Below are 17993 nucleotides of genomic sequence, written 5' to 3' on the forward strand. Positions count from 1 at the left end.
GCAGCGGGCGAGAGCGAGCACACGTGAACGAGGGCCCGTTGACTCCCCGGTGGTCAACGGGCCCCCGCTCGCCGGAAGGTGTCAGACCCTCACCGGCTCACCCTCGTCGTCCCGCGTCGTCCGCGCGACCGCCTCCGGGGACTCGTCGTGGGTGAGGTCGGGCAGCCGGTGCAGCCACCGGGGCAGGTACCAGTTGCGCTCGCCCAGCAGGGCCATCACCGCCGGGAGCAGCACGCCCCGGATGATCGTCGCGTCGATCAGGACCGCCGCCGCGAGGCCCACGCCCATCTGCTTCATGGACTGCATGGACAGCGTGCCGAAGATCGCGAACACGGCGACCATGATGACGGCGGCGCTGGTCACGACACCCGCCGTGGTGACGACACCGTGGGTGATCGCGTCCTTCGTGGTCCGGCCCCGCAGCCGCGCCTCACGGATCCGGGAGACCACGAACACGTGGTAGTCCATCGACAGGCCGAACAGGATCACGAAGAGGAACAGCGGCAGCCAGCTGATGATGGCGCCGACGCCCTCCGCGCCCACCACCGACGCGCCCCAGCCGTGCTGGAAGACCGCCACGAGGATGCCGTAGGCCGCGCCCACCGACAGCAGGTTCAGCACGATCGAGGTGAGCGCGATCGTCAGCGAGCGGAACGACAGCAGCATCAGCCCGAAGGCGAAGACCACGACGAAGGCGAAGACCGGGACGACGGCTCCGGCCAGCTGGTCGTTGAAGTCCTTCGAACCGGCCACCTGCCCGGTGATCGGCGCCTCGACGCCGTCGACCTTGCCGAGCGTGGCGGGCCGCACGTCGTCGCGCAGCTTGTCCAGGCTCGCGCCCGCCTTGTCCAGGTCGGAGCCGCCGACCAGCGGGACGTAGACGAAGGCGATGTTCTGCGCGTCGTGCAGCTTGATCTCGACCGGGCCGCGCGAGGCACCAGAACTGATCGCCCGCTCACGGAAGTCGGCGAGCGCGGACTTCACCTCGGGCGCGTTGATGTCCTCGGCCCTGACGACGACCTCGGCCGGATCCGAACCGCCGGGGAAGGCCTCGTTGAGCCGGTTGTACGTCTGGACGATGGGCAGCGAGTCGCCGAACTCCTGGTCCAGGGTGAGCTGCTGCGTCTTCATGCCGAGCGCGGGGGACGCGATGGCGAGCAGCGCGCCGGCCGCGACGACCACGGAGACGACGGGCTTGGCGAGCACGCCCTTCAGGACGGCCGACCAGAACCGGCTGCCGCCGTTGCCGGCGGTGCCGCGGCGCTTGAGGAACGGGATGCGGCCCTTCTCGACCCGCTCGCCCAGCAGGGACAGGAGCGCGGGCAGGACGGTCACCGAACCGACCATGGCCACGGCGACGACGATCAGCGAGGCCAGGCCCATCGCCTCGAACTCGGAGATCCCCGTGAACAGCATGCCCGCCATCGCCACGCACACCGTGACACCGGAGACGACGATCGCGCGGCCACTGGTCGCGGCGGCGACCCGCAGGGCCGTCTGCGCGTCCCGCCCGGCGGCCCGCTCCTCCCGCTCCCGGCGCAGGTAGAACAGGCAGTAGTCGACACCGACCGCCAGACCCACCAGCAGCATCACGGAGTTGGCGGTGTCGCTCATCGGCATGACATGGCTGACGACGCCCATCAGGCCCATCGTCGCCATGATCGCGGTGATCGCCAGCAGCACCGGCAGCAGCGCCGCGACCAGCGCGCCGAAGGCGATGAGCAGAATGCCGAGGGCCACCGGCACCGCGGAGTACTCGGCCTTCTGGAAGTCGTCCCCGAACGCGTCGTCGAACGTCTTCATCATGCTGGCGCCGCCGATCTCCTCGATCCGCAGCGACCCGTGCTCCTTCTGCACGCCCTCGACGGCCTTCAGGACCGGCTCCACCCGCTCGCCCGCGGTGTCGGAGTCGCCGGTGATGTCGAACTGCACCAGCGCGCTGTGGCCGTCCTCGGAGATCGTCCGCGTGTCGTACGGCGAGGTGACGCCGGTGACCTTGCCGGTGCCCTGGACGGCCTTGACGACGGCCTCGACGGCCTGGCGGAACTCGGCGTCGGTGGCCTTCAGGCCGCCGTCCTTCGCCTGGAGGAGGACCGTCTCGCTCGCGGGCTCCTCGATCCCGGCATCCTCGATGATCTTGGCGGCGGTGTGCGTCTCTCCCTTGAGCTGGTCGCTGTCCTTGACGTCGACCCGGCCCGCCGCCGACCCGAGCCCCATGGCCAGGACGACGAACAGCACCCAGATGCCCACGGCCGCCCAGCGGTGCCGGGCGCTCCATCCGCCGGCCCGCGCGGCGATGCCCCGCACCCGCGATTCTTCCTTCCCCATGACGGGCTTTCCCCCTTGAGGTGCGGTGGCAGCCCCCTGCCGCCACCTTTCGCTTTCGAAGGTAGGGGCCGGATAAAGCCATCTCGTCGTGCTGTCCGGTGAAGTCCCCGCACCCCGGCTCCTCCCCCCGGACCCCGGCCTCTCACCGCTGGGGAGGATGTGGCCCCTTACATCTACTCGGAGGAACTCCGGGGCGGTGATCAGGGCTCCGGCGATCGGCCGGAGGGGCGCGCGCCCCCGCCCGGCGGCCGTCGTGCCCGCCCCACGGGCCACGACGGCCGCTCTATCGTGGGCGGATGACGACGACGTACGCGGCGCTGTTGCGCGGCATCAACGTGGGCGGCGCCAGGAAGGTCCCGATGGCCGCCCTGCGCACCCTCCTCGAGGGCCTCGGGTACGGCGACGTGCGCACCCACCTCCAGAGCGGCCAGGCCGTCTTCTCCCGCGGCCACGGCGACGAGGAGGACATCGCCGGGGAGGTCGCGCGGGCGATCGAGCGGCACTTCGGCTTCGGGGTCGACGTGATCGTCCGCGACCACGCCTATCTGGAGGCGGTCGCCGGGGCCTGCCCGTTCCCGGCCGCCGGTCTGGAGGCCAGGCAGCTCCACGTCACCTACTTCTCCGCCCCCGTCGCCCCCGACCGCTTCGCGGGGATCGACGGCGCCGCGCACCTCCCCGAGGAGTTCCGGCTCGGCGACCGCGCCCTGTACCTGTACGCCCCCGACGGCCTGGGCCGCTCCCGGCTCGCCGACCAGCTGTCCAGGCCCCGCGTGACCGAGGGGCTGATCGCCACCACCCGCAACTGGAACACCGTGCTCAAGCTGGTCGAGATGACGCGCGGCGCGACGGAGGCGGCCGGGTGAGCGACCGCGGAGGGACTACGCGGGCGACGGCGCGAGGGTGACCTTCCGCAGGCCGTGGAAGGGGGCCAGGGAAAGGATCTCGCGCGGCACGGCGAGCCGGGGGTCCGAGGAGAGCCGGCGGACCTCCTCGTCCGTGCGGGCCGCCGCGGCGGCGTCGACCAGGGCGAGGTCGTCCGCGCCCAGCACGCCGGCCGGGCCGCCGGGCTCCTCGAGGAGAGCGGCGTGGCGGCCGACGGGGGACAGCCCCCAGCCGTCCCAGGGCAGCGGCTCCGTTCCGCCGCGGGCGGCGAGGTCCAGGACGACGCTGTTGAGGACGAGCCACCCGCCGCGCAGCCGGGGGTCGGCCCACACCCCGAACGTCCCCGGGTCCGCCTCCCCGGCCCGGCAGGCCCGCCACGCCCGCCCCGCCACCAGGAACCGGTCCCGGGGCACGTCCAGCGGGTCGAAGGGCACGTCGTAGGGACCGGCGGACACCTGGGCGTCCGCCAACCGCCAGGTCCCGTCCGGGAGCCGGTACTCGGTGACCCAGTGGTCGTCGTGGAAGCCGTCGACGAAGTACGTCGCGTACCCGCCCCGGACGCGGGCCGGCGTGCCGGTCGCCCGCAGCAGCGAGCACAGCAGCAGCGCGAAGTCCCGGCACGTGCCGACGAACCGCCGCTCGTAGGGGCGGGGTCCGGTGAGCGGTCCGTCCTGGCGCTCGCGCAGGATCCGCAGCATCTCCGTCACGTACCGGGCCTCGGCGTCCTCGCGCACCCACCGCCCGGGAACGGCGCACCCGACGCGCTCGACCTCCAGCCGATGCAGCATCAGACCTCGCACCAGAAACGTGAGTCCGCCCGGATCACGGGGCAGGCCGGAGACGTCGAGGCCGCCGGGATCGCTGTACGGCGTCTGCCTCAGGAAGAAGTCGTCCATGCCCGGACCCTCGGCCTTCCCCCAGGGGCAAGGTCAAGGCCGGCCCGGGGCGTCCACGGGGACGTCGCCGGCGGCCCGGCGTCCGCGGATCCGGGCGCACGTCGGCGCCCGGCTGTGCGAGGCTCGGCCCATGCGCTACGTCATCATCGGGGCAGGGGCGGTCGGCGGGACCGTCGGCGGGCGGCTCGCGGAGTCCGGGCAGGAGGTCGTGCTGGTCGCACGCGGTGCGCACCGCGCGGCACTGCGGGAGGGCGGGCTGCGGCTGAGGGTGCCCGGCGGCGACCTGACGTACCGGCTGCCCGTCGTCGACGGACCCGGCGCGCTCGGCACCCTGCGCGCCGACGACGTCCTCGTCCTCGCGGTCAAGACGCAGGACAGCGAGGCCGCCCTCCAGGCCTGGGCTCCCGCACCCGTCGAGGGCGGCGGCACGGCGGCCGAACGGCTGCCGCTGGTCTGCGCGCAGAACGGCGTGGAGAGCCAGCGGCTGGCCCTGCGCCGCTTCCGGCGCGTCTACGGCGTCTGCGTCTGGCTGCCCGCCACCCACGTCGAACCCGGCGTCGTCTCCGCCGCCGGCAGCCCCCTCACCGGCGTTCTCCACCTCGGCCGGTACCCGCACGGCACCGACGACACCGCCCGCCGGATCGCCGCCGGCCTGGAGAAGGCGCGCTTCGAGGCGCCGGTCGTGCCGGACGTGGCGCGCTGGCAGTACGCCAAGCTGCTGTCCAACCTGGGCAACGCCCTGGAGGCGGTGAGCGGCCCCGTCGACGGCGACGACGCCGTCGCGCTGTACGGGAGGGTGCGGGCCGAGGGGGAGGCCGTCCTGCGGGCCGCCGGGATCGCGTACGCAGGCGCCGAGGAGCAGGCGGCCGCCCGGGGCGACAAGGTCACCCTGGTGCCGCTGGACGGCGTCCGGCGCGGCGGCGGCTCCTCGTGGCAGTCCCTCAGCCGGGGCACCGGCAGCATCGAGGCCGACCACCTCAACGGCGAGATCGTCCTCCTCGGCCGCCTGCACGGCGTGCCGGCACCGCTCAACGAGCTGCTGCAGCGCCTCGCGAACCGCTTCGCGCGCGAGCGCCGGGCCCCCGGTTCGCTGCCGCTGCCGGACCTGCTGCGGCTGGCCGACGAGGCTGTCGCGTTTGTTCAAGAGTCCTGACGGCGCGCTCCCTAGCGTGAGGGGCATGAAGCACGACGAGACGCACCAGTACCTGTCCGAATGTGCCGCCGAGGCGGCGCGCGTCGCGCGCGGCGTCCCGGCGGCCCGGCTGACCGAACCCACCCACTGCACCGACTGGGACCTGCGCGCCCTGGTCAACCACTGGGTCCTCTACACCTCCCACGGCCTGGAGCACCGCGCCCTGCGCAAGGAGCTCCCCGCGGACCTCGTCGCCCGCGACTTCACCGCCGAACCGGACTGGGCCGGGGCGTACGCCGCCCAGCTGGACCGCGCGGTGGCCGCCTGGTCCGACCCGGCCGTGTGGGAGGGCGAGGTCGACCTCGGGCTCGCCGCGCTGCCCGCCGCCGAGCTGGCCTCGATGATCCTCAAGGAGATCGCCGTGCACGGCTGGGACGTGGCCGTGTCCACCGGCCAGGCGTTCCACGTCTCCGACGGCGCGGCCCGGCTGGTCCTCGACGTCGTCGAACGCCACGGGGACCTGTACCGCCAGTACGACGGCTTCGCCGCCCCGGTACCGGTACCGGACGACGCGCCGGCCTTCGAGCGGGCCCTGGCGGCGAGCGGACGCGACCCGCGACAGGGCGCACCGGACCACCGCTGACAGACGCCGGGCGCGGGACCCGTCACACGGCGAGGACGGTCCCGGACACGGAGGGGTGGCGCAGGTAGTCCAGGACGCCGTGCGGCCACCAGGGCGCGACGCCGTGGCGCAGGCCGCGCTCCTCCGGTCCGGCGCGGTCCCCCGGACCACAGGATCGCAGGTCGTCTCACGCCCCGTCAGTCCGTCTCCCCCCGCCACCCGTCCCGCGCCGCCCACCGCACCGCCGGCCCCATCGCCAGTCCCGCCGCCGCGAACAGCACGCCCAGCGCCGCCCAGCCGGCCGAGCCGTGCCGGATCGCGGTGACGGTGACCAGGGCCGGGCCCGCCATCATCCCGGCGGACATGCCCGCGCCGAAGACGCCCTGGTAGACGCCGTGCGCGCGGGAGTCGGCCAGCGCGTAGCCGAGGGTCCAGCCGCCGGCCGCGGAGAGCACCTCGGCGAGGACGTGGACGACGGCGCCGGCGGTGAGGGCGAGGACGGCCCACACGGGGTCCAGGCCCGCCGAGACGGCGTAGACCGCGCAGGCGGCGGCCAGCAGCAGGCCCGACCGGCCCATCGCCCGCACCGCGTCGGGGACCCGGGAGAAGCGGCGGGCGACCGGCACCTGGAGCAGGGCCACCAGCACGCAGTTCACGATCATCAGCAGGGCCGCCGTCCAGCGCGGCGCGTCGGTCCGCTCCACGATCCACAACGGCAGGCCCACCTCCGACAGCGTGTACTGCACGACGAGGACGGCGTTCAGCACGGTCACCGCCAGGAACGGCAGGTCGCGCACCGCGCGCCAGCGGTCGGCGGCCGGCGCGTCCGCGGCGAGCGGCGCGCGCTCCACGGCGTGCGGCGCCAGGGGCAGGCCGGGGATCAGCAGCGCGGGCCCCGCGAATGACAGCGCGTTCAGCGCGATCACCGTCACGTACGCGCCACGGGTGTCGAGCTGGAGCGCGATCGCGCCGAACGCGCCGCCGACGCCCATGCCGACGTTCGTCACCATCCGCAGGTACGCCCGCGCCTCCACCCGCGTCGCCGCCGGCAGCACGTCCGCGTACAGCGCGCCCTGCACCCCGCGCGAGGCCATCTGCAGCCCGGTCGCGCAGACCACGGCGAGCAGGAAGCCCGCGTACGAGTGCACCAGCACGTACGCGGCCGTCGCCACCCCCGTGCCGGCCCACAGCAGCGCGGCCACCCGCCGGGCTCCCCACCGGTCCGCCGCCCGCCCCGCGGGCACCCCGGCCGCCACGCCGACCAGCCCCGCGCCCGTCATCCCGAGCCCGACGGCCGTCGTGTCCAGGCCGACGATCCGGGTGAAGTACAGGACGCCGAGCGGGAAGTAGAGGCCGTTGCCGAGGGAGTTGACGAGCGTCAGCAGCGAGGCGCGGCGCAGCACGGGGTCGACGGGGAGGAGACCGGAGAGTCGGGTGGCGGGCCCCGTCGCCGTGGAGCGCGGGGGACCGCCCTGGCCGGAAGCCGAGGAGGCTGGTGTCGTGGTCATGCGGAAAGCCAACCCGGAGGCCCCCCGGGCCCGGCATTGATTTAGCGTGGCGCTCAATGATCGAGATCCGTTTCGCCGTCGACGACCTCGCCACCACCTCCTTCGCGTACTCCCCGCTCCAGGAGGCCGTGTTCTCGCTGCGCTGCCTGCACGACCCGGCCCGCTACCCGCACCACCGGCCGTGGCTGCGCCGCATCCGCCCGCGTCTGGACTCCCTCGACCGCGAGCTGCTCACCGCCCTGGTCGCCCCCTGGCTGTGGGTCCCCGACTTCCTCACCCCCCGCCCCGACCGGGCCCGCCCCGCCTTCGCCGGCGAACTCGACCGGGTCCGCGCCACCCCGCCCGGCGTCGTCGCCGCCGACCTGCGCGCCACCTACCGGACCGAGGACGCGCTGCCTCCCGTCGTCGCCCGGGGCCTCGCCGATCCCGCCGCCCTCCTCGCCCGGATCGCCGACGCCCTCGACGCCTACTGGCACACCTGCCTCGCCACCGACTGGTGGCCGCGCGTGCAGAGCATCCTGGAGGCGGACCTGGCGTACCGGGGACGGGTACTGGCGGAGCGGGGCGCGGGCGCGCTGCTGCCGGGGCTCGACGACCGGCTCACCTGGACGGGCAGCCATCTGCGGGTGTCCGCCCGGCACTTCACGGTGCCCGTGCCGTGGGCCGGCGTCAGTGTCGCCGGACGGGGCATGGTGCTGCTGCCGACGCTGTTCGCCCGCGGCGCCCAGCCCCTGATCGACCCCTCACGGCCCCCGGTGCTCATCTATCCGGCGCGCGGCCGCGCCACCCTCTCCGAGACGCCGCCCCCGGTCACCCGCGACGCGCTGGTCCGCCTCCTGGGCCGTCCCCGCGCCCGGCTGCTCCTGCTGCTGGCCGAACCGGCCACCACCACCGAACTGGCCCACCGCCTGGACGTCACGCCGGGAGCCGTCAGCCAGCACCTCGCCGTCCTCTACGACGCGGGCCTGCTCACCCGCACCCGCGGCGGCCGCACCGTCCGGTACGCCCGGACCCGGCTCGGCGACGAACTGTGCCGTTAGGGGCCGACGTCCACGGACGCGCCGTGCCGGCAGCGCCCGACGCCCCCGCGGCCGCCCGGGACGTCCCCGCGGGGCGGTCGCCGGGTCCTGTCCGGTGGACCACGTCGCGGGAGAGGAGGGCAGCCGCGCCTTGTCGGCGCGGGGGAGCGGAAGACGACGGGGGCGCCGCGCTCCGGCGAAGCCGGGAGCGGAGGCCGGGCCGGGAGGGGAACGGGGCGTCCCGGGCCCCGGGGCTGCGGCCGGCCCGCCGGACGGGCGGCTAGGCGCCGACCGCCGTCAGCCGGGGCGCCCGCGCCCCGTCGTAGCGCTCCAGCAGCAGCCGTGCCACCTCCGGCGCCGGGCCGAGCACCTCGGCCAGCACGTCCGCCCCGGCCGCGCCGCGCGCGATGCGGTCCGGGAGGAAGCCGGGGGCCAGCACGTACGGGGCGACCGCCACCGTGGCACAGCCCTGCGCGCGCAGCTCGCGCACCGCCTCCTCGGTGGTCGGAAGGGACGCGGAGGCGAACGCGGGTCGCACGGCGCACCAACCGGTGTGCCACCACTCCCGCGCGATGTCGGCGATCACCGCGATCGCCTCCGGGTCGGTGGACCCCGCCGAGGCCAGCACGACCCCGGTCGAGGACTTGTCGGCGGGCGTCAGCCCCGCCTCGTACAGCCGCCTCTCCAGGGCGGACAGCAGCAGCGGGGACGGGCCCAGCACCTCCGCCTGACGGATGCGCAGCCGCGGCGGCGCGTCCCGCAGGACCGCCGGGATGTCCGCCTTCGCGTGGAAGGCGCGCGTCAGCAGCAGCGGGAGCGCCACGACGTCACGCACGCCCTCCGCCGCCAGCGACTCCAGCACCCCGTGCACCGACGGGAGGGTGAAGTCGAGGAAGCCGGTCTCCACCCGCAGCCCCGGCCGCAGCGACCGCACCCGGCGCACGAGGGCGTCGACGGTCGCCGCGTGCCGCGGGTCGCGGCTGCCGTGGGCGATGACGAGCAGGACCGGCCTGGTGCGCACGGGGATCAGCCCTTCACCAGCAGGCCCCGGCTGCGCAGCACCCGCCGCTCCAGCGGGCTGAAGATCAGCAGGTCGATGGCGATGCCGACGAACAGGATCAGGATGATCGCCTCGAACACCATGGACATCGAGCTGGCGTTGCGGCCGTTCTCCAGCAGCGCGCCGAGGCCGATGCCCAGGTCGGGCGAGGAGGCGATGATCTCCGCCGCCATCAGCGAGCGCCAGGAGAACGCCCAGCCCTGCTTCAGGCCGCCCAGGTAGCCGGGCAGCGAGGCGGGCAGGACGATGTGCCAGGCGCCCTTGAGACCGGTCGCGCCCATCGTGCGGCCCGCCCGCAGGAACAGCGGCGGCACCTGGTCGATGCCGGACACGAGGCCGTTGGCGATGGACGGGACCGCGCCGAGCAGGATCACCGCGTACATCATCGAGTTGTTCAGGCCCAGCCAGATCACGGCCGGCGGCACCCACGCCACCGACGGCAGCGACTGCAGCCCGGACAGGACCGGACCGATCGCCGCGCGCACGAACTTCACCCGGGCCACCAGCAGTCCCAGCGGGGTGCCGATGGCGAGCGCCATCAGGAAGCCGAGCAGACCGCGCGAGACGCTGGTCCAGATGTAGTCGAGGAGCCGGCCCTCCAGCCAGGCGTCCTCGAACTCGCCGCCCACGTCGGCGGGCGAGGGCAGCTTGCTCGGATCGTCGACGACCTTGAAGCTGATCAGCGCCTGCCAGACCACCAGGACCAGCACGATCGCGACGATCGGCGGCAGGATCTTGCTGACGAAGGTCTGCCGGAACGAGACCCGGCCGACGACGCCGGTCTCCAGGGCGTCCAGGCCCGCCTCCACCGAGGCGGTCTGCTGGTCGCCCCCGGCGCGGGCGTCCGTCGTCTTCGTCTCAGTGCTGGCCATGACGGCGGATCTCCCCACGCAGGACTTCGGTGATCTCGAGCGACAGTTCGGCGACGGGGGCGTCCTCGATGCGGCGCGGCTGCGGGATGCCGACCGTCCACTCGCGGGCCACCCGGCCCGGGCGGGAGGAGAGCAGGATGACGCGCTGCGCGAGCCGCACCGCCTCCCGCACGTTGTGCGTGACGAACAGGACGGACAGCCCGGTCTCCTCCCAGATCCGGGTCAGCTCGTCGTGCAGCACGTCGCGCGTGATCGCGTCGAGCGCCGCGAACGGCTCGTCCATCAGCAGCAGCCGGGCGTCCTGGGCGAGCGCGCGCGCCAGCGCGACCCGCTGCCGCATGCCGCCGGACAGCTCGTGCACCCGCTTGCCGTACGAGCCCTTCAGCCGCACCAGCTCGAGCAGTTCCTCGGCGCGGCCGCGCCGCTCGTTCTTCGCGACCCCGCCCAGCTTCAGGGCGAGTTCGATGTTCTTGCCCGCGGTCAGCCACGGGAACAGGGCGTGCTCCTGGAACATCAGCGCCGGACGCCCGTCGGTGCTGATGCTGCCGGCGGTGGGCCGGTCGAGGCCCGCCACCAGGTTCAGCAGGGTGGACTTGCCGCAGCCGGAGGCTCCCAGGAGGGTGACGAACTCGCCCGGAGCGACATCGAGCGTGATGTCGTCCAGGACGAGCTGCTGCCCGGCGGGCCCGGCGAAGGACTTCGAGACGTGCTCGATGCGGGCGGCGTACTCCACCGACTCGGCGCTTTCCGCCTTGGCGAGGGTCGTGGCCATGGTCGTCACCTCCTGGGACTCAACCGACGTGGTGCTTACTGGACGCCGAGACCGGCGTCGGCGACGGTGCTCTCACCCGCGGCCTGGAGGACCTTGTTCAGGGGCGCCAGGTCGTAGATGCCCTTCAGCAGCGGGTCCTCGAGCAGTCCGGCCTGGACCGCGTGCTGCGCCTCCGCGTTGAGGGTGGAGGCCAGCGGGTCGTTGGTGAACTGGATCGACTTCCACGCCGGGTCGAGGACCTCGGCGGGCAGCTCCTTGCCGGAGTCCGCCTTCAGCTGCGCGTTGGCAGCGGCCTTCGCCTCGTCGGGGTTGGCGTTGATGTACTCGTTCGTCTCGACCGACGCCTTCAGCACCGCCTCGACGGCCTCGGGGTGCTCCTCGAGGAACTTCTGCGACACGATGATGTTCGTGATCACGAACTTCTTGTCCGGCCACAGGTCGGCCTCGTCCAGCAGCACCTTCGCGCCCTCGGCGACCAGCTTGGACGCGGTCGGCTCCGGCACCCACGCGCCGTCGACGGAACCGGCCTTGTAGGCGTCCGGGGTGACCTTGTTGTCGGTGCGGACGACGGACACGTCACCCTTGCCGCTCTGCGCGTCGACCTTCCAGCCCTGCTCGGCGATCCAGTTGAGGAGCGCCACGTCCTGCGTGTTGCCGAGCTGCGGCGTGGCGATCTTCTTGCCCTTGACGTCCTTCAGGCTCTTGATCTTGTCCGGGTTGACCACGAGCTTCACCCCGCCGGACGCCGAACCGCCGATGATGCGCAGGTTCTTGCCCGCGGACTTGGTGTAGCCGTTGATCGCGGGGGAGGGGCCGATCCAACCGATGTCGATGGAACCGGAGTTGAGGGCCTCGATCTCGGAGGGCCCGGCGTTGAAGATCTGGTACGACGCCTTGGTGGCGCCGAGGGCCTTCTGGAAGTAGCCCTTGTTCACGCCGACGAGGGCGGTCCCGTGGGTCAGGTTGCCGAAGTAGCCGATCTTGACGGAGTCGAGCCCGTCGATCTTCTCCGCGCCGGCGGCGACCTTCTGGGCCGAGGAGTCGTCCTTGGCCTCGGAGCCGTAGCCGCAGGCGGCGAGGGTGAGCAGGGGAAGAGCGGCTACGGCGGTGATGCCGCGGCGAAGAAGGGTGGAGCGGAAGGCAGGCACGGGAGGGGTTCCTCTCGTTGGCCCGGCGGTCACGGTCTCTCAGGTCGTGGCCGGGAAATCGGCAAAGGGTCTTCGTCGCTTCCGGGACGTCGGGTGGGGGGACGGGGCGCGCAGGCAGTGCGCGTACGTCATGCCGCACATCGCGCCACTCCGCCCTGTCCGCTGCCGAGGGCGCCGCTGCCGACGCGGCCGCCCTCCTTGGCGAACGTCGAGTAGTAGTCGGTGGAGCTCACCTCAGAAGTCCCACCCGTCGTCCTCGGAGCGGTCCTTGACCGGGTCCGGGGCGGCGAACGACTCGCCGACCATGCCCGCGGTGAGCGTGGTGCCGTCGCTCGGGTCGATCAGGATGAACGAGCCCGTGCGGCGCGAGTCGGCGTAGGAGTCGACCGGCAGGGGCTCCGCGGTGCGGATCTTCACCCGGCCGATGTCGTTGGCGACGAGCTGCCCCGGGTGCGGGTGCAGGGACAGGTCGTCGAGCGTCAGCCGGGACGGGATGTCCTTGACGATCGCCTTGACGGTGCGGGTGCCGTGCTTGAGCAGCACGCGGTGCCCGACGGTCAGCGGCTGGTCGGCGACGTGGCACACGGTGGCCTCGACGTCCTGCGTGGTGGCCGGCGCGTCCTCGCTCGGCACGATCAGGTCGCCGCGCGAGACGTCGATGTCGTCCGCGAGCAGCACGGTCACCGACTGCGTCGTCCACGCCACGTCCACCGGCTCGCCCAGCAGGTCGATCCCGGCGATGGTCGTCGTCCTGCCCGAGGGCAGGACGGTGACCGCCTCGCCGACGCGGAAGGAGCCGGCGGCTATCTGGCCCGCGTAGCCGCGGTAGTCGGGGTGCTCGGCGGTCTGCGGCCGGATCACGTACTGCACGGGCAGCCGGGCGTGGCAGTGCGCCAGGTCGTGGCTGACCGGGACGGTCTCCAGGTGCTCCAGGACGGTCGGGCCGCCGTACCAGTCCATGGTGGCGGACGGCTCCACCACGTTGTCCCCGGCGAGCGCCGAGATCGGGATGGCGGTGACCTCCGGGACGCCCAGGTCGGTCGCGTACGCCGTGAACTCCTCGGCGATCGCGGCGAACACGGACTCCTTGTAGTCGACCAGGTCCATCTTGTTGACGGCGAGCACGACGTGCGGGACGCGCAGCAGGGCCGCGATGGCCGCGTGCCGGCGGGTCTGCTCGACGACGCCGTTGCGCGCGTCGACGAGGATCACCGTCAGCTCGGCCGTCGAGGCGCCCGTGACCATGTTGCGGGTGTACTGCACGTGGCCGGGCGTGTCGGCGAGGATGAACCGGCGCCGGGGCGTGGCGAAGTAGCGGTAGGCCACGTCGATGGTGATGCCCTGCTCGCGCTCGGCCCGCAGGCCGTCGGTGAGCAGCGCGAGGTCCGGTCCCTCGGCGCCCCGGCTCGCCGAGGCGCGCTCGACGGCCTCCAGCTGGTCGCTGAGGATCGACTTGGAGTCGTGCAGCAGCCGTCCGACGAGGGTGGACTTGCCGTCGTCGACGGAGCCGGCGGTGGCGAACCGCAGCAGGGTCGTGGCCGAGAGTTCCTCGGTCGTGGTCGTGCTCATGTCTAGAAGTACCCCTCGCGCTTGCGGTCTTCCATCGCGGCCTCGGAGAGCTTGTCGTCGGCGCGGGTGGCCCCGCGCTCGGTCAGCCGGGACGCGGCGATCTCGGCGATGACGGCCTCCAGCGTGGTCGCGTCGGAGTCGACGGCGCCGGTGCAGGACATGTCGCCGACGGTCCGGTAGCGCACGAGCCGCTTCTCGACGGTCTCGCCGTCCTTCGGGCCGCCCCACTCGCCGGCCGTCAGCCACATCCCGGACCGCTGGAACACGTCACGCTCGTGCGCGAAGTAGATCTGCGGCAGCTCGATGTCCTCGCGGGCGATGTACTGCCACACGTCCAGCTCGGTCCAGTTGGACAGCGGGAACACCCGGACGTGCTCGCCGGGCGCGTGCCGCCCGTTGTACAGGTTCCACAGCTCGGGGCGCTGGCGGCGCGGGTCCCACTGGGAGAACTCGTCCCGCAGCGAGAACACCCGCTCCTTCGCCCGCGCCTTCTCCTCGTCCCGGCGGCCGCCGCCGAAGACCGCGTCGAACTTCTCCGACTGGATCTTCTCGGTGAGCGGCAGCGTCTGCAGCGGGTTGCGGGTGCCGTCCGGACGCTCCTTCAGCACACCCCGGTCGATGTAGTCCTGCACCGAGGCGACGTGCAGCCGCAGCTTGTGCCGGTCCACCGTGCGGTCGCGGTACTCGATGACCTCCGGGAAGTTGTGCCCGGTGTCGACGTGCAGCAGCGAGAACGGCACCGGCGCCGGCGCGAACGCCTTCAGCGCCAGGTGCAGCATGACGATCGAGTCCTTGCCGCCGGAGAACAGGATCACCGGGTTCTCGAACTCGCCCGCCACCTCGCGGAAGATGTGCACCGCCTCCGACTCCAGGGAGTCGAGGTGGCTGAGGGCGTACGGGCTGGCCGTGCCCTCCTCGGTCCGTGCGACGGTCGTCACACCAGTCCCCTCTCGCTGAGCAGGGCGTACACCGACGCCGCGGACTCCTGCACGGTCTGGTTCTGCGACTCGATCCGCAGATCCGGTGACTCGGGCGCCTCGTACGGGTCGTCGACGCCGGTGAGGCCGGTCAGCTCGCCCGCCGCCTGCTTGGCGTACAGGCCCTTGACGTCCCGCTCGCTGCAGACGTCGACCGGGGTCGCCACGTGCACCTCCAGGTACGCCGTCCCGCTCGCCTCGTGGCGCCCCCGCACCGCGTCGCGGCTGTCGGCGTACGGCGCGATCACCGGGACCAGCGCCTTGACGCCGTTGCGGGCGAGAAGGTCGGCGAGGAAGCCGATGCGCTGCACGTTGGTGTGCCGGTCCTCGCGGCTGAAGCCGAGGCCCGCGGAGATGAACTCGCGGATCTCGTCGCCGTCGAGCACCTCGACGAGGTGGCCCTCCTCGCGCAGCCGGCCGGCCAGCTCGTACGCGATGGTGGTCTTGCCGGCACTCGGCAGACCCGTGAGCCAGACAGTGGCTCCGGTCGTCACGTGGTTCTCCTGGGTCGCAGTGTTCGCATCGGTAAAAGCAGTAACAGCCGAAGCTGTGGACGTCGTGTGGGCGCCGGCGGTCCCCGTCATCCGTGCAGCCCGCACTCGGTCTTCGCCCGGCCCGCCCAGCGGCCGGCGCGCGCGTCCTCGCCCTCCAGCACCCGCCGGGTGCAGGGGGCGCAGCCGACGGAGGCGTAGCCGTCCATCAGCAGGGGGTTGGTCAGCACGCCGTGCTCGGCGACGTACGCGTCCACGTCGTCCTGGGTCCAGCGGGCGATCGGGGAGATCTTGACCTTGCGCCGCTTCTCGTCCCAGCCGACGACCGGGGTGTTCGCCCGGGTCGGGGACTCGTCGCGGCGCAGCCCGGTGGCCCACGCCCGGTAGCCCTTCAGGCCCTCCTCCAGCGGCTGCACCTTGCGCAGCCTGCAGCACAGGTCGGGGTCGCGGTCGTGCAGCCTCGGCCCGTACTCGGCGTCCTGTTCGGCGACCGTCTGCCGCGGGGTGAGCGTGATGACGTCGACGTCCATCACGGCCTCGACCGCGTCCCGGGTGCCGATGGTCTCGGGGAAGTGGTAGCCGGTGTCGAGGAACACCACGTCCACGCCCTTCAGCACGCGCGACGCCAGGTGCGCGACCACCGCGTCCTCCATGGACGAGGTGACGCAGAACTCCTTGCCGAAGGTGTCCACCGCCCACTGGAGGATCTCCAGCGCGGTGGCGTCCTCCAGGTCGCGTCCCGCCTGCTCGGCGAGGGCCTTCAGTTCTTCGGTGCCGCGGTCTTCCTGAGTCGTCGTCATGTCCGGTCCCCTCCCGTGTCGGTGCGCTGAACGCCCCGGGCGAGCAGCCCGAGGAACTTCAGCTGGAATGCGCGGTTGCACGCCGCGCATTCCCAGGCGCCGTGACCCTCTTCGTTCGGCCGGAGGTCCTCGTCGCCGCAGTACGGGCAGTAGAAGGGCGCGGCCCGCTCGCTCATGAGAGGGCCTCCTCGCTCGCCCGGGCCGCCCAGGTGGCGAACCGCTCGCCTTCCTCGCGCTCCGCCTGGAACCGCTTCAGGACGCGCTCGATGTAGTCCGGCAGCTCCGCGGAGGTCACCTTCAGGCCACGGACCTTGCGGCCGAAACCGGCCTCCAGGCCGAGCGCGCCGCCCAGGTGCACCTGGTAGCCCTCGACCTGCTCGCCCTGGTCGTCGAGGACGAGCTGGCCCTTGAGGCCGATGTCCGCGACCTGGATGCGGGCGCAGGCGTTCGGGCAGCCGTTGAGGTTGATGGTGAGCGGCTCGTCGAAGTCCGGGAGACGGCGCTCCAGTTCGTCGATCAGCTGTGCGCCGCGCTGCTTGGTCTCGACGATGGCGAGCTTGCAGAACTCGATGCCGGTGCAGGCCATGGTGCCGCGCCGGAAGGAGGACGGCCGGGCGGTGAGGTCCAGCGACTCCAGGCCCTCGACGAGCGAGTCGACCTGGCCCTCCTCGACGTCGAGGACGATCATCTTCTGCTCGACGGTGGTGCGCACCCGGCCCGAGCCGTGGGCCTCCGCCAGGTCGGCGATCTTGGTGAGGGTGGCGCCGTCGACGCGTCCCACGCGCGGGGCGAAGCCGACGTAGAAGCGGCCGTCCTTCTGCCGGTGCACACCGATGTGGTCGCGCCACTGCTGGACCGGCTGCTCGGGGGCGGGCCCGTCGATCAGCCTGCGTCCGCCCAGGTACTCGTCCTCCAGCACCTGCCGGAACTTCTCCGGGCCCCAGTCGGCGACGAGGAACTTCAGCCGGGCGCGGTTGCGCAGCCGGCGGTAGCCGTAGTCGCGGAAGATCGAGATGACGCCCTCGTAGACGTCGGGCACCTCGTCGACCGGCACCCAGGCGCCGAGCCGCACGCCCAGCTTGGGGTTGGTGGACAGACCGCCGCCCACCCACACGTCGAAGCCCGGGCCGTGCTCGGGGTGGCGCACGCCGACGAACGCGACGTCGTTGATCTCGTGCACCACGTCGAGCAGCGGCGAGCCCGAGATGGCCGTCTTGAACTTCCGGGGGAGGTTCGAGTACGCCTTGTTGTTCAGGACCCGGCGCTTCATCTCCTCCAGCGCGGGGGTGGCGTCGATGATCTCGTCCTCGGCGATGCCGGCGACGGGCGAGCCGATCATCACGCGCGGGGTGTCGCCGCAGGCCGTGACCGTCGACAGGCCGACGCCCTCCAGCCGCTGCCAGATCTCGGGCACGTCCTCGATCCGGATCCAGTGGTACTGGACGTTCTGCCGGTCGGTGATGTCGGCGGTGCCGCGCGCGAACTCCTGCGAGATCTCGCCGATGACCCGCAGCTGCTGCGTCGTCAGCGCCCCGCCGTCGATGCGGACGCGCAGCATGAAGTACTCGTCGTCCAGCTCCTCCGGCTCCAGGACCGCGGTCTTGCCGCCGTCGATCCCGGGCTTGCGCTGCGTGTACAGGCCCCACCAGCGCATCCGGCCGCGCAGGTCGTTGGGGTCGATCGAGTCGAAGCCGCGCTGTGAGTAGATCGTCTCAATGCGTGTCCGCACATTGAGACCGTCGTCGTCCTTCTTGAACTGCTCGTTGCCGTTGAGCGGGGTGAAGTGACCCGCGGCCCACTGACCCTCGCCGCGGTGACGGCTCACCTTGCGGCGGGGCGCGGAGGCGGCAGGGTTCTGGGGGGTGGCGGCCATGGTGGATACGTCCTTCGGGACAGCGACGGGGGAGGCTCTGACCT

17 protein-coding genes are annotated in these 17993 nt (G+C 72.9%); 4 read left to right on the forward strand and 13 right to left on the reverse strand.

Annotation, left to right across the window (positions count from 1 at the left end; genetic code table 11):
* Positions 1–81: 81 nt before the first annotated feature.
* Positions 82–2328: an MMPL family transporter gene (locus tag ACH4F6_RS17645; protein ID WP_397961070.1), complete on the reverse strand. Its 2247-nt coding sequence runs from the start codon at positions 2326–2328 to the stop codon at positions 82–84.
* 296 nt (positions 2329–2624) lie between these two features.
* On the opposite strand from ACH4F6_RS17645, the gene ACH4F6_RS17650 reads away from it, so the two are divergent.
* Entirely contained in the window at positions 2625–3191 is a 567-nt protein-coding gene (locus tag ACH4F6_RS17650) for a DUF1697 domain-containing protein (protein ID WP_397961071.1), read from the forward strand.
* A 15-nt stretch (positions 3192–3206) separates the two neighbouring features.
* Here ACH4F6_RS17650 and ACH4F6_RS17655 read toward each other — a convergent pair whose 3' ends face one another.
* Complete coding sequence (locus ACH4F6_RS17655) at positions 3207–4106, reverse strand: transglutaminase-like domain-containing protein (RefSeq protein ID WP_397961072.1); 900 nt, start codon at positions 4104–4106, stop codon at positions 3207–3209.
* 130 nt (positions 4107–4236) lie between these two features.
* Here ACH4F6_RS17655 and ACH4F6_RS17660 point away from each other — a divergent pair, with 130 nt between their 5' ends.
* Positions 4237–5259 (forward strand): ketopantoate reductase family protein, encoded by a 1023-nt coding sequence (locus ACH4F6_RS17660; RefSeq protein ID WP_397961073.1) that lies wholly within the window; start codon positions 4237–4239, stop codon positions 5257–5259.
* Between the two features lie 25 nt (positions 5260–5284).
* On the forward strand, positions 5285–5881 hold the full coding sequence (locus ACH4F6_RS17665; RefSeq protein ID WP_397961074.1) for a TIGR03086 family metal-binding protein: 597 nt from the start codon (positions 5285–5287) through the stop codon (positions 5879–5881).
* 176 nt (positions 5882–6057) lie between these two features.
* Here ACH4F6_RS17665 and ACH4F6_RS17670 read toward each other — a convergent pair whose 3' ends face one another.
* Complete coding sequence (locus tag ACH4F6_RS17670; RefSeq protein WP_397961075.1) at positions 6058–7368, reverse strand: MFS transporter; 1311 nt, start codon at positions 7366–7368, stop codon at positions 6058–6060.
* A gap of 56 nt (positions 7369–7424) precedes the next feature.
* On the opposite strand from ACH4F6_RS17670, the gene ACH4F6_RS17675 reads away from it, so the two are divergent.
* The gene (locus ACH4F6_RS17675; RefSeq protein WP_397961076.1) at positions 7425–8408 is read left to right on the forward strand and encodes a helix-turn-helix domain-containing protein; all 984 of its coding nucleotides are present in this window, start codon (positions 7425–7427) and stop codon (positions 8406–8408) included.
* Positions 8409–8667: 259 nt separating this feature from the next.
* Here ACH4F6_RS17675 and ACH4F6_RS17680 read toward each other — a convergent pair whose 3' ends face one another.
* The 10 genes from ACH4F6_RS17680 to ACH4F6_RS17725 form a co-directional block, all read right to left on the reverse strand.
* Positions 8668–9408, reverse strand: a complete 741-nt coding sequence (locus ACH4F6_RS17680) for a sirohydrochlorin chelatase (RefSeq protein WP_397961077.1) — start codon at positions 9406–9408, stop codon at positions 8668–8670.
* A gap of 5 nt (positions 9409–9413) precedes the next feature.
* On the reverse strand, positions 9414–10319 hold the full coding sequence (locus ACH4F6_RS17685) for an ABC transporter permease (RefSeq protein WP_397961078.1): 906 nt from the start codon (positions 10317–10319) through the stop codon (positions 9414–9416).
* Positions 10306–11091: an ABC transporter ATP-binding protein gene (locus ACH4F6_RS17690; RefSeq protein WP_397961079.1), complete on the reverse strand. Its 786-nt coding sequence runs from the start codon at positions 11089–11091 to the stop codon at positions 10306–10308. The genes ACH4F6_RS17685 and ACH4F6_RS17690 overlap by 14 nt, the downstream gene beginning before the upstream one ends.
* Positions 11092–11126: 35 nt before the next feature.
* Complete coding sequence (locus ACH4F6_RS17695; protein WP_397961080.1) at positions 11127–12239, reverse strand: aliphatic sulfonate ABC transporter substrate-binding protein; 1113 nt, start codon at positions 12237–12239, stop codon at positions 11127–11129.
* A 234-nt stretch (positions 12240–12473) separates the two neighbouring features.
* Positions 12474–13808: a sulfate adenylyltransferase subunit 1 gene (locus tag ACH4F6_RS17700; protein ID WP_397961081.1), complete on the reverse strand. Its 1335-nt coding sequence runs from the start codon at positions 13806–13808 to the stop codon at positions 12474–12476.
* A gap of 2 nt (positions 13809–13810) precedes the next feature.
* On the reverse strand, positions 13811–14746 hold the full coding sequence (gene cysD, locus ACH4F6_RS17705; RefSeq protein WP_397961082.1) for a sulfate adenylyltransferase subunit CysD: 936 nt from the start codon (positions 14744–14746) through the stop codon (positions 13811–13813).
* A complete protein-coding gene (gene cysC, locus ACH4F6_RS17710; protein WP_397961083.1) occupies positions 14743–15369 on the reverse strand; it encodes an adenylyl-sulfate kinase in 627 nt (208 codons plus the stop codon). Before cysC ends, cysD begins: the two co-directional genes overlap by 4 nt.
* Positions 15366–16076 (reverse strand): phosphoadenylyl-sulfate reductase, encoded by a 711-nt coding sequence (locus ACH4F6_RS17715; RefSeq protein WP_397961084.1) that lies wholly within the window; start codon positions 16074–16076, stop codon positions 15366–15368. The genes cysC and ACH4F6_RS17715 overlap by 4 nt, the downstream gene beginning before the upstream one ends.
* Positions 16073–16252 carry a hypothetical protein gene (locus ACH4F6_RS17720; RefSeq protein WP_397961085.1) on the reverse strand — a complete coding sequence of 60 codons (180 nt, stop codon included), beginning with the start codon at positions 16250–16252 and terminating at the stop codon, positions 16073–16075. The genes ACH4F6_RS17715 and ACH4F6_RS17720 overlap by 4 nt, the downstream gene beginning before the upstream one ends.
* Positions 16249–17949: a nitrite/sulfite reductase gene (locus tag ACH4F6_RS17725; protein ID WP_397961086.1), complete on the reverse strand. Its 1701-nt coding sequence runs from the start codon at positions 17947–17949 to the stop codon at positions 16249–16251. Before ACH4F6_RS17725 ends, ACH4F6_RS17720 begins: the two co-directional genes overlap by 4 nt.
* Positions 17950–17993 lie beyond the last annotated feature (44 nt).

The organism is Streptomyces sp. NPDC017936 (assembly GCF_044328485.1).
Taxonomy (GTDB): domain Bacteria; phylum Actinomycetota; class Actinomycetes; order Streptomycetales; family Streptomycetaceae; genus Streptomyces.